At 58.9% G+C, this 11,667-nt stretch carries 7 protein-coding genes, 1 rRNA gene and 2 pseudogenes; 4 read left to right on the top strand and 6 right to left on the bottom strand.

Annotation, left to right across the window (positions count from 1 at the left end):
* The 3 genes and pseudogenes from rrf to ACRESJ_RS05250 form a co-directional block, all read left to right on the top strand.
* Positions 1-78, top strand: a 5S ribosomal RNA gene (gene rrf, locus ACRESJ_RS05260); the annotation flags it as partial.
* 792 nt (positions 79-870) lie between these two features.
* Positions 871-1,308: pseudogene (locus ACRESJ_RS05255) on the top strand (methyl-accepting chemotaxis protein); the annotation flags it as partial.
* Between the two features lie 208 nt (positions 1,309-1,516).
* Positions 1,517-4,414, top strand: coding sequence for a sensor domain-containing phosphodiesterase (locus ACRESJ_RS05250; RefSeq protein WP_431756955.1), 2,898 nt, complete (start codon positions 1,517-1,519; stop codon positions 4,412-4,414).
* 36 nt (positions 4,415-4,450) lie between these two features.
* Here the strand turns inward: ACRESJ_RS05250 and otnI are convergent, their stop codons facing one another.
* Genes otnI through ACRESJ_RS05225 form a run of 5 tightly spaced genes read right to left on the bottom strand, consistent with a single transcriptional unit; the run spans position 4,451 to position 9,512 of the window.
* On the bottom strand, positions 4,451-5,236 hold the full coding sequence (otnI, locus tag ACRESJ_RS05245; protein ID WP_431756954.1) for a 2-oxo-tetronate isomerase: 786 nt from the start codon (positions 5,234-5,236) through the stop codon (positions 4,451-4,453).
* A gap of 27 nt (positions 5,237-5,263) precedes the next feature.
* On the bottom strand, positions 5,264-5,902 hold the full coding sequence (locus tag ACRESJ_RS05240; protein WP_431756953.1) for an aldolase: 639 nt from the start codon (positions 5,900-5,902) through the stop codon (positions 5,264-5,266).
* The gene (gene otnK / locus ACRESJ_RS05235) at positions 5,899-7,191 is read right to left on the bottom strand and encodes a 3-oxo-tetronate kinase (protein ID WP_431756952.1); all 1,293 of its coding nucleotides are present in this window, start codon (positions 7,189-7,191) and stop codon (positions 5,899-5,901) included. The genes ACRESJ_RS05240 and otnK overlap by 4 nt, the downstream gene beginning before the upstream one ends.
* Positions 7,192-7,211: 20 nt before the next feature.
* Positions 7,212-8,186: a D-erythronate dehydrogenase gene (gene denD / locus ACRESJ_RS05230; protein WP_431756951.1), complete on the bottom strand. Its 975-nt coding sequence runs from the start codon at positions 8,184-8,186 to the stop codon at positions 7,212-7,214.
* 15 nt (positions 8,187-8,201) lie between these two features.
* Complete coding sequence (locus ACRESJ_RS05225) at positions 8,202-9,512, bottom strand: MFS transporter (RefSeq protein ID WP_431756950.1); 1,311 nt, start codon at positions 9,510-9,512, stop codon at positions 8,202-8,204.
* 159 nt (positions 9,513-9,671) lie between these two features.
* On the opposite strand from ACRESJ_RS05225, the gene ACRESJ_RS05220 reads away from it, so the two are divergent.
* A complete protein-coding gene (locus tag ACRESJ_RS05220; protein WP_431756949.1) occupies positions 9,672-10,457 on the top strand; it encodes a FadR/GntR family transcriptional regulator in 786 nt (261 codons plus the stop codon).
* On the opposite strand, the pseudogene ACRESJ_RS05215 reads toward ACRESJ_RS05220, so the two are convergent.
* Positions 10,454-11,422 (bottom strand): annotated as a pseudogene (locus tag ACRESJ_RS05215) (MBL fold metallo-hydrolase). The gene ACRESJ_RS05220 and the pseudogene ACRESJ_RS05215 overlap by 4 nt on opposite strands.
* Positions 11,423-11,667 lie beyond the last annotated feature (245 nt).

Genomic DNA, 11,667 nt, shown 5'->3' with positions numbered 1-11,667 from the left:
CCCGAACTCAGCAGTGAAACGATGCATCGCCGATGGTAGTGTGGGGTTTCCCCATGTGAGAGTAGGTCATCGTCAAGATTAAATTCCGAAACCCCTATCTGCGTATGCAGGTAGGGGTTTTGTTTTGTCCGTAGAAAAATTTCCTAAACAGCAAACGTCCGCCGCCTATGCAGGTAAAAATGCAATCCATCGTGGAAAACGGATAGATGTTTACACGAATTGGATATCCCCGGCTTTCAATCTCCCTCTAGCATCAGTCGCCCGCACGCTTGTCTGCATGTGGCAGTGCAATATCTGCATTTGCCCCACGCATCCGAACAGGTCGCTGCGGGTCGTGCCAATAACAATAACGAATTGAGCTCGGCAGGCCTTTACGGACATGCGGGCTGGGGAATCATGATGTCGAAATTTACGAAGCGCACCCGCTTTGCAGCTCTGGTGCAGGGCGGGGCAGTGATAACCTGCCTGGTCGCAGGTTTTTATCCTGATCATCTTTACGCTAGTTTGACGCTCAGCGTGCTGGCGATGGTGGCCGCAGGCTGGCTATATCACTTCGAAAAAGTGCAAGTAGTTGAGGTTCAGGTCGAGGTGCCGGTGGAAATCCAGGTACTGCCTCAGATTCCTGTCGACCAAGTTTGTAAGCCGCAGCCCCCGGTGCTCGATCCCCGACTACGCAACGATCTCAGTGAATTGAGCCTGGCGATCGAGGAGACCGAGCAAGACATGCGATTTGCCAACCAGTTGGCCCGCGAAGCGGGCACTAAGGTTAATGCCAGTACGCAAAGCATCCAGACCTCAGCCACTATCTTCTGCGAGTTGGACCAGTCCATGGATCAACTGGCTCAAGCGTTCGGCGCACTGGGTGGGCAGTCCGTGCAAATCAGTGGGTTGGTCGGCAGCATCCAGGACATCGCTCGGCAGACCAACTTGTTGGCCCTCAACGCCGCTATCGAAGCAGCCCGGGCGGGCGAGCATGGTCGCGGGTTTGCCGTGGTGGCGGATGAAGTGCGTAACCTATCCAGGCGTGTCGCCGATTCCAGCGCGCAGATCCACCAGATTGCCCAAAGTCTGGAGCGTACTGCCGATGATGCCCGTGGGGGGATCGATCACCTGGGCGTATCGGCGCGCAATGGCCTGGCGCAGTCCGATGAGGCATTGCAATCGATGCAGGGATTGCGTGACGCTGCCGTGGCACGAATGGAGATTGTAGACCGGGTCATGTCACGTCTGGCCGGGCAGCGACTGCTGGCAGCTCAGGTGGTGGCGTCTGCTATCGATGGTCGTAGAGATAATTCCAACAGCTGCTGATATCGTCCTGACCACGTTCGCCACCATTAAGGGTTGGAGGCGAAAATATAAGCCCCGGAGCCGCGAACCTCCGGGGCTTCGTTTTTCATTGGCACTCAAACTAATAAAACCATTGAAAAAAACTCCGGTACGCTTTAAATGGATGCTCATTGGCACATTGCTAGCGTTCAGTCAGTGAGTGTCGCCAGTTTTTGGCTCGGGAGCGCTGATGAGTTTTCTTTCATTGACTGACTTTCCCCAGCAATCGAGTGGCTGCGAAGAGGATTCGTCTCAATTGAAAGGGAATTCTGAAACTATCGGCATGGCATACGCTGACAACGAGGACACTATCGAGCAATTGCTGGACTCAGCGCGTAACTGGGGCCATACCACCGCGTGGGCGGTTTATCGCGCCGGTGAACAGATGCATTTGGTCGGGCAGGGCGACCCACGGATGCAGTGGCCTTCAAGCGTCGCCAATGAAGAGTTCGAAGCCTTTTGCTCGTCCCTGCGCTTACAAGGCTGGCCGACAGGCCGTGGCGAAAGTGCCCTGGGTTGGTTACTGGCGCCCGTCAACCACGCAGCAGAGCCGGCACTCGCCGATCTCGCCCAGCGCCTGGGCATTGAGCTGCAGACCAACACCCTGGCCCGTGCGCAGATTACCCAGCGTGTGCTGTATGAAATTACCTACCTGGCCAGTTCCACCCGCGACCGCTCGGTGTTTCTGGTAGGGGTTCACCAGCTACTGGCCAGTCTGATCGACGCCGAGAACTTCTATCTCGCTCTGTATGATCCGCACACAGGCAAGATCGACTACCCGTATTACGTCGACATCATCGACGTGGATGCCCTGGAGTCAGAGAACTACGAATACCTTGTGCCTTCGCGTCTGTCGTTGACCGGCCAGGTGTTGACCACTGGCCAGCCGTTGTTGATCGATTCCGCAGGCATTCTTGCGGCTCAGGCCGAAGACCGCTTCTACTGTGTGGGTGATCGGCCCGAGTTCTGGATGGGCGCGCCGCTGAAAAATGCCTCGGATGACGTGTTTGGCATGCTTGCGATGCAGGTCTACGACGTTTCCCGTATCTACAGTGCTGAAGACCGCGCACTGTTTTTGGTGGTGGCGCGCCACGTGGCTATGGCGCTTGACCGGATCCTGCATCGCGAGGATCTGGAAAGGACGGTGATGCGCCGCACCCTGGAACTTTCGGCGGTCAACGATGCATTGAGGCAGGAAGTAGCAGACCGCGAGCGCGCCGAACATTTGCAGAGCGCGCTGTTCCAGATTGCTGAACTGTCGAGCCAGCCCGGCGACATGGCCGAGTTGTTCAAAACCCTGCACGGCATCGTCGGTGATCTGCTGTTCGTACTCAACTTCTACATTGCGTTGTTCGACGATGCGACCGATGAAGTGACCTTTCCCTATTACGTTGATGAACGGCAGCCCAATTGCCCGGTAGCACGGCGTGGGAGCCGCGGCTTGACCGAGTACGTGATCCGTCAGCGTCGAGCTTGCCTGATAGATGCCGACGAGGCTGATCGACTGGGGGCGCACGGAGAAATCGAGATAATCGACGAGTCTTTCCGGTCCTACTCGTGGCTGGGCATTCCATTGTTCGACGGCGACGTGGTCCGTGGCGTTCTTGCGGTGCAAAGCTATACCCCGCAGGTACGCTATACCTTGCGTGATCAGGAACTGCTGACATTTGTGTCGCGGCACATTGATACGGCGATGTCCCGACGCACTGCGGCTGAAGCGATCCATGCCGCTAACCTCAAGCTCGAAGCCCGAGTACAGAGCCGCACCCGCGAACTCGATCACGCCAATGCCAAATTGCAGCACGAAAACTCCCACGATGCGCTGACCGGGCTACCGAATCGCACCTACCTGCAACAGCGCCTCAATCTGGCCTGGACACGGTTCGGTAGTGAAGGCGGGCACCTGGCGGTAATGTTCATTGACCTTGACCGTTTCAAGCTGGTCAACGATAGCCTCGGCCACCATTTTGGTGACCTTCTGTTGATGCAGGCCGCTCACCGTTTACGCGGCTGCCTGCGCGAGACCGACATGCTGGCTCGCCTGGGTGGCGATGAGTTTTCGGTGCTGGCTCCAGAGGCACCGCTGGAGGTGTTGGTCGACATCGCCGAGCGAATTCTGGTGGCATTTGACCGGCCGTTTTTCATCAATGGCTATGAAGTGTTTTCGTCCTGCAGTATCGGTATTGTCAGTGCTGACAGTCAGTTCCATCACGAACCCGCTGACTTGCTGCGCGATGCTGACGCTGCGATGTACCGTGTCAAGAGTGCCGGGCGCGACAGCTACGCGGTGTTCAACCAGGAAGTGCGTCGCGAAGTGTCGGACCAGGTTGAGCGTGAAGGCGCCTTGCGCAACGCGCTTAAACGTACAGACGAGCTACTGCCGTATTTCCAGCCGATCGTCAGCGTCGAAAGCGGCGAACTGTTGGCGCTTGAAGCGCTGGTGCGCTGGCATCAGCCTGGCGGTCGGGTGATTGCGCCCGGTGAGTTCTTGCCGGATTTCGAGGGTTTGCGCCTGATCGGTCGACTGGATCTGTACATGCTCACCAGCATTGCAGTGATCCTCGCCCAACCCGAGCACGCCAATTGGCCGCCGGTACACGTCAATTGTTCCAGCTACAGCATGACGCGACCTGACTTCGCCAGTGATGTGCTGGCTCTGTTGGCGCGGCACGGCGTCTCGCCATCGCGGATCTGTCTGGAGTTGACCGAAGGTGCACTGGTCGCCGAGCCGGCGATAGCCCGGCTGACGATGCAGCAATTGGCCGACAATGGCATGTCGGTGGTACTCGATGACTTTGGTGCAGGGTTTTCATCCCTGAGTTATGTGCATCAATACCGCTTCAGCGGCTTGAAGATCGACAAGTCGTTCATCCTCGAACTGACCTCCAGTTCCCGCAGTCGCGCAATCGTGCGGGCGATTGTGCGGATGGCCGAGTCCCTGGACCTGAGTGTGGTGGCCGAAGGTGTCGAAGATGAAGCGACTTTGGACTTGCTGCGCGAAATAGGCGCAACGCAGGCCCAGGGTTATTACTTTGCCAGGCCGATGGGGTTGGAGGCGTTGTTGGCGAGTTCGCTGATCAGTCGCTAGGGGTTCGAAGTAAACGAACACGAAACTAGCCGCGGATCAGCAGGCCTTCCAGTCGCGCATCCACTTCAAACCCTCGGATGTGTTGCCGCGCGGTCGATACTCGCAACCCACCCAGCCGCTATAACCCAATTGATCGATCAGTTCGAATAGGTAGGGGTAATTCAACTCATTGCTCATGTCCGGTTCGTGGCGATCCGGCACGCCGGCGATCTGGATATGACCGATGCCGTCGAAGTCGCGACGCAGCTTTGTCGCGACGTCACCTTCTACGATCTGACAATGGTAGATATCGAACTGGACCTTGATATTGGCCTTGCCGATGGCTGTGCAGATGGCTTGTGCCTGGTCCTGGCGATTGAGGAAAAAGCCCGGCATGTCACGGGTGTTGATCGGCTCCAGTAGCACGGTAATGCCATGCTGGGCCGCTTGCGTTGCCGCGTGGCTGAGGTTTTCCAGGTAGGTGTCATGGTGCCTGGTGCGATCTGCTTCGTTGGCCAGCAGTCCGGCCATCACGTGGATGCGATCGTTACCCAGTACTGCGGCATACTCCAGGGCCTGGTCGAAACCTTCGCGAAATTCCGCTTCCCGGCCAGGCAAGGACACGGTGCCTTTTTCGCCCGCTGCCATGTTGCCTGGTGGTGCGTTGAACAGGGCCTGGACCAGGCCGTTGTCGTCGAGCCGTTGTTTCAACTGCCCGGCGCTGTAGTCGTAGGGGAACATGTATTCCACCGCCTGAAAGCCATCGGCGGCGGCTGCGGCGAAACGATCAAGAAAATCGTGTTCCGGGTAGAGCATGCTGAGATTCGCAGCGAAACGAGGCATGGAGACTCCTGACATCAAAAAGGGGGATTACCACTGAACACCGAAAGCCTCGCGCAACTCATCCAGCGCCGTCTGGTGCAGCGGGGCCGGCTTGGGATTGCTCATCAGCCACAAGCGCGCTGTTTCTTCCAGCTCCTCCAGGGCATAGCTGGCTTTGGACACCGAGCTTTCCCAGACCACCGGACCCAGGCGTTCGAGCATCACTCCGCGTACCCGGTTAGCCAGTTGCGCCACACGCTCGGCCACCTTCGGCGAGCCTGGACGTTCATAGGTGATCAACGGGATGTGCCCCACTTTCATCACTTGATACGGTGTCAGCGGCGGCAGGACGTCATCCTCATGCCAGACACCGGCCAACGTCAATGCCACCAGGTGCGTCGAGTGGGTGTGTACCACGCCACCGACACCGGGGTTGCGATCATAGACCTGGCGGTGCAGGGCCAGGGTCTTTGACGGTTTGTCGCCGCTGACCCATTCCCCCACCAGGTTGACCTTCGCAATCGCGGCCGGGTCCAGGCGGCCCAGGCAGGCGTCGGTGGGCGTGATCAGCCAGCCGTCGTCCAGCCGGGCGCTGATGTTGCCGGCACTGCCAACCGTATAGCCACGGTTGTACAACGAAGCGCCGACCACACAGATCTCTTCGCGCAGGGTGTTTTCGCGATTCATGCCGAAACTCCTGCCAGTTGCCTGAGGGCTTTGTCGAAGAAATCCGCGCCACCGAAGTTGCCGGATTTGAGCGCCAGGGCGAGCGGTTCGCCGGGCGTGCTGACGCAAGCGGGCACACCCGGATCGATTTGCTTACCGATCTGCAATAACTGGACGCCCAAGGCCTGGACCACGGCGCCCGAGGTTTCCCCTCCGGCGACCACGAAGCGTCGAACGCCGGCCTCGCGCAGCCCGTTGGCGATCCTGCCCATGGCCTGCTCGACCAGATGCCCGGCACGTTCGGCGCCCAGTTCGTGCTGCACCGCCTTGACCTCGTCCGGGGTGTTGGTGGCGAAAATCAGTACCGTTTGCTCATGGTCAGCGGCGAAGGCCAGTGCTTGCTCGATGACCGATTGCCCAACCGCCAACGCCAACGGGTCGACACGAAAGGCCGGGCGACCAGCTTGAAGCCAAGTCGCAACCTGGCGATTGGTGGCTTGCGAAGCGCTACCCGCGAGCACCACGTCGCCGCCTCCGACCGCAGGCACTTGCGCGGCGTCCAGATCACGCAGCTTGCCTGCACGACGAAAGTTTTCCGGCAATCCCAGCGCCAGCCCGGAACCGCCCGTAAGCAAGGGCAGACCGGCGCAGGCTTCGCCCAGCACGTAGAGATCGGCGTCGGACAAGGCATCAGCGACCGCCATGCGGATGCCGTCGACGCGCAGCTGTTCAATGCGCGTTCGAACGCTATCGACTCCCTTGGACACACTGTCATGGCGAAGCAAGCCGACCTTGCCCTGGGTCTGCGCTTGCAGCACGCGCACAAGGTTGGCGTCGGTCATCGGTGTCAGCGGGTGATGCTGCATCCCTGACTCGCTGAGCAATTGGTCCTGGACGAACAAATGCCCGCGAAAGACCGTGCGCCCGTTTTCCGGGAAAGCGGGGCAGGCCAGGGTGAAATCACTGTCCAGAGCCTCGAGCAGGGCTTCGCTGACCTGGCCGATATTCCCGGCAGCGGTGGAGTCGAAGGTTGAGCAGTATTTAAAGTAAATCTGTTCGCAGCCTCGCTCACGCAACCAGCGCAACGCTTCTAGCGATTCCTTCACTGCATCGGCGGCCGGCACGGTGCGCGACTTCAAGGCGATGACGATCGCATCGGCGTCGAGTTGGCCGGCAACCTCGGCCGTCGGAATGCCGATGCTTTGCACGGTGCGCATGCCGCCGCGCACCAGCATGTTGGCAAGGTCGGTCGCGCCGGTGAAATCATCGGCGATGCAGCCCAGCAGCGGCCGCGTAGGTTCATTCAACATAGTGGGTTCCTCGATCGGGCTCAGCCGGGCAAATACTCGTTCCTGTACTGCTCGATCACATCGGTGAAATTCTCATCCGCGGTGAACCCCAGATCCTGCGAGTAGGTCGCGTAAAAGTTGCCTGGCCAGGAACCAACGATGCGCTCGATCGCGGGATTGCGTTCCATGCGAATCCGTCCGGCCACTTCAGCGCCCGCCGTTTGGCGCAGTGCTTCGATCATCTGTTCGACGGTGATCGACAGGCCCGGCATGTTGATCACCCGGCCCTGAGTCAATTGCTCGGCGGACAATTCATGGCCATGGATCAGGTTGCCAATTGCTTGTGCAGGCGACATCAGCCAGAGCCGGGTATCGAGTGGCACCGGACATACGCTTTGCTCGCCATTGAGCGGTTCGCGAATGATGCCGCTGGCAAAACTGGAAGCGGCCATGTTGGGCTTGCCCGGACGCACTACGATGGTCGGCATGCGCAGGCTGCGCCCATCGACGTATGCGCGCCGACTGTAGTCGGCGAGCAGCAGGTCGCTCATGGCCTTTTGCGTGCCATAGGAACTCTTCGGCGACCAGACGTGATCATCACCGACACGTTCCGGCAATTCCCCTCCGAACACCGCGACCGAGCTTGTCATCACCCATTTTGGACGGGTACCGAGCTTTCGAATGTGTTCGAGCATGGCCTGGGTCGCCGTGAAGTTAATGCGCATACCCAGCTCGAAATCGCCTTCGGCCTGGCTGGACACCACCGCAGCCAGATGGAAGATGCTGTCGGTGTTGGCGTCGATCAGCCTTTGCACCACTTCTGGGTCGGCAATATCGCCATACACCACTTTGACCCGAGGATCGTCGATCCCTGTGAGCTCGACCATGTCGAAGGCGACGATTTGCCCGATGGGCCGGGACTTGCCGGCACGGTCGGTGAGTGATCCACGTTGCAGCAATGCTTCAATCAAGCGGCGGCCGAGGAAGCCGGCGGCACCGGTCACGAGAATATTCATGAGTTACTCCAAACGTCAGCGGTTGACGAGTTTTCCGGGAATTCTGAAGACCAGCAGGGCGCCGAGGAACAATGCGCTTGCCATCACATACATGCCGATCGTGGTGCTTTGGGTGGCGTCCTTGAGGAAGCCCATCAAGTAAGGCGAGACGAAGCCGGCCAGGTTGCCCCAGGAGTTGATCAGCGCAATGCCGGCGGCGGCTGCCGTGCCACCGAGAAACGCAGTCGGCAGGGGCCAGAACAATGGCAAGGTGCTCATGGCACCCATGGAGCCAAGGGTCAGGCCGATCATGGAAATCGTGAAGTTGTCGCTCCAGGTGGCGGAGATGAACAGGCCGACACCGCCGAGCACAGCGGTCAGTGCCAGGTGCCAGCGACGTTCGCGCATCCGGTCGGCGCTACGGGAAACCAGGATCATGGTCAGCGCTGCGGCGGCATAAGGAATGGCGGTAAGCATGCCGACCTGCAAGACATCACTGACGCCGGCTTGGCGGATCAGTGTCGGCAGCCAGAAACCGACGGTGTAGAAGCCGGCGATCAGGCAGAAGTAAATCGCCGTCAGCAGCCAGATGCGCGGTTGCTTGAACACCTCTTTCAGGCTGTGTTTCTGATGGCCGGTGGCTTCCGCATCGATGCGAGTTTGCAGCAGGGTTTTTTCTTCCCGGGTGAGCCAGCCGGCACTGGAGATGCGGTCGCTGAGGCAGAAAATCACCAGGATGCCAACGGCGATCGAGGGCAGCCCTTCAAGAAAGAACAGCCATTGCCAGCCGGCAAATCCGTGGTCGCCATTGAAGGCGCTCATGATCCAGCCGGACAACGGTGCGCCGATCAGCCCGGACAGCGGCACTGCAGTGGCGAAAAGGGCGTACATCTTGCCGCGGCGATGGGTCGGGAACCAGTAGGACAGATAGAGGATGACACCCGGGTAGAACCCGGCCTCGGCGATCCCCAGCAGGAAACGCATGATGTAGAAGGACATGGGTGTACTCACCAGCGCCATGGCCGAGGAGATGATGCCCCAGGTGATCATGATGCGGGCGATCCACAACCGCGCACCGACACGGTGCAGGATCAGGTTGCTGGGAATTTCGACGAGGAAGTAGGCAATGAAGAAAATCCCGGCACCCAGGCCGTAGACGGCTTCGGAAAATTGCAGGTCCGAGGACATCTGCAACTTGGCGAAACCGACGTTAACACGGTCCAGATAGGCCACCAGGTAGCACAGCAACAACAGCGGCAGGATACGCCACGCCACTTTGCGATACGCCATATCCTCGAAGCGATCGGCGGGCACGGTGGCACCGGTTTGAATCACTGATTCAGTCATGTGTTTCCCCCATCCTTATTTTTGTAGTGGGTGACTTGGTTTTGCCGGATTACATGATGTTGCGATTTTTATCATAATACGTCATACGAATTCAACAGCGAATTCGGGAGAGGACGCCGGGTGTAAAATGCAGTACCGTTCACCGATTTGAGCCCAGAGATGCCTATGCCGATTCCTGATAAATCTTCCTGTGGCGCCGATGCGCTGGCGTGCGTGAAGGATTCCGCGAAGGGCACGCTGTCCGATCAGGTGACCGCGGCCCTCAAGGCCTACATCACCAGTGGCGAAGCGTTGCCGGGCGATCGGCTGCCTACGGAGCCGGTGCTGTCGGAGCGTTTCGGGGTCAGCAGGACGGTGGTGCGCGAGGCGATCTCGCGTCTGAAGTCAGCCGGTCTGGTGGAGGTTCGCCAGGGCAGCGGAACAGTGGTCAGCGAAGGCGCGCACATCAAGGCGTTCACGATCGACCTGGATGTCAGTGGCTCGATCGATGCGGTGTTGCGGGTTACTGAACTGCGCCGCGGTATCGAAGGCGAGGCGGCGGCCCTGGCGGCACAGCGGCATTCACCGGCGCAGTTGGAGGCCATCCATCAGGCGTTGAAGGCCATCGACGCGGCCGAGCAGGAAGGGCGCGATGGCGTCGAGGAAGACCTGGCGTTCCATCACTCGATTTCCAAAGCCACGGGCAATCCGCTGTACCCGTCGTTGCATGAGTTCATCGCCCAATACATCAAGGAAGCGATCCGCATCACACGCTGCAACGAGGAACGCCGCCGGGACATGGCCACTACGGTACGGGTCGAACACTCTGCCGTTTACGAGGCCATTGCCGCACGAGACCCCGAAGGCGCACGCCAGGCAGCACTCACCCATATCAACAATGCCGTTGAGCGGCTCAAGAGTGCCGATCCCTCGTTTTGGCAGAACCCGGTTGCAAGGCCGTCTTAAACGCTGCCATCAACCACTTTCAGTAGCCCATCCCGGTCGAGGTGGTAGCGCTGCAGATCTCGTGCAAGGATCAACTCGCCAGTAAAATTCAACACTGCTTCCTCGCGCAGATCGCCAATAAACGGACTGCGCTCGGGATTGGATTGATAGCGAGCGCTAAAGTGAGTGAGCACCAGATTTGGAATGCCGGCAGACTCGGCGAAACGCGCGACTGCAGCGGCACTGCTGTGCCCGTAGCTCATATGGGTGTGATCGATTAAAGACTGCGAGAAGGTCGCCTAGTGCACGAGCACATTGGCGTTACCAGACACCTCGGCCAGCAGTTCGGGATTGTCGTTATCGCCGCAGATGATGAAGCGTTGATTGGCCCGTACAGGGCGCAAGAACTGCTCCGAACGAAAGACTCGCCCGGCATGTTCAACATCTCGTCCATGGGCAAGCTCGCCCCATAGCGGACCGCGCGGGATGCCTTCAGCCTCCAGACGTTGCATGTCCAGTCGAGGATTTGGATCGGTTTCGGTAAATACAAACCCATGACAGGGAACACGATGGGAGAGGGCAACAGGGTCGACCTGAACATCGCCTTTTCGCCAGCCATTGAAGCTTTCGCTCGCGTGCAGGTTCAACTCGAACGGCAGGTACGTCGCACTGACGGACAGACTCAGGCGCACCCAGGCATGCAGCGCAGCCGGCAACACGATGTCGAGTGGTTCGACTCGCCCCGACATGCCTGCGCTGGCCAGCAAGCCGGGCAGGCCGAAGCAATGATCACCGTGTACATGGGTGATAAAACACCCTCGAAGTTTTTGTAACGACAGCGGGGTGCGCAATAGCTGATGTTGAGTGGCTTCACCGCAATCCACCAGGTACCAACCCTTGCCCGAGGACTCAATGAGGGCCGTGGCACTGACATTTCGATGCCGGGTCGGAACGCCGGATGAAGTGCCGAGAAATAGAAGATCCATGGCCGATCCTTTATTCAGGCAGTTGACCCATTAAGCGCCGAGCTTGCGCAACGCTGCAAACAATCATGGTTCTTTCCTCCCGTATGCCTTTCGACCTCCTTGATGTGATTTTGCTCTCCAGCTTCCTGTAAGGATGCGGCGTTTCATCCCGTCATTCGGATTTATGTGATTGTGGTATGAGTGCTATGTGATTGGCCCTATTTATCGATCAATGCTTGAAGGGTAATTTGCTGCTCTGCGAGATC

It is taken from the genome of Pseudomonas sp. (assembly GCF_050739655.1).
Lineage (GTDB): Bacteria > Pseudomonadota > Gammaproteobacteria > Pseudomonadales > Pseudomonadaceae > Aquipseudomonas.
Note: the sequence above shows the minus strand (reverse complement) of the source record. Positions and strands in the feature narration are given on the sequence as shown.

Bases quoted from the DNA above. Each gene is read 5' to 3' on its own strand.
- otnI (WP_431756954.1), bottom strand. From the start codon at position 5,236: ATGCCTCGTTTCGCTGCGAATCTCAGCATGCTCTACCCGGAACACGAT.
- ACRESJ_RS05225 (WP_431756950.1), bottom strand. From the start codon at position 9,512: ATGACTGAATCAGTGATTCAAACCGGTGCCACCGTGCCCGCCGATCGC.
- ACRESJ_RS05240 (WP_431756953.1), bottom strand. From the start codon at position 5,902: ATGAATCGCGAAAACACCCTGCGCGAAGAGATCTGTGTGGTCGGCGCT.
- otnK (WP_431756952.1), bottom strand. From the start codon at position 7,191: ATGTTGAATGAACCTACGCGGCCGCTGCTGGGCTGCATCGCCGATGAT.
- ACRESJ_RS05220 (WP_431756949.1), top strand. From the start codon at position 9,672: ATGCCTATGCCGATTCCTGATAAATCTTCCTGTGGCGCCGATGCGCTG.
- denD (WP_431756951.1), bottom strand. From the start codon at position 8,186: ATGAATATTCTCGTGACCGGTGCCGCCGGCTTCCTCGGCCGCCGCTTG.
- ACRESJ_RS05250 (WP_431756955.1), top strand. From the start codon at position 1,517: ATGAGTTTTCTTTCATTGACTGACTTTCCCCAGCAATCGAGTGGCTGC.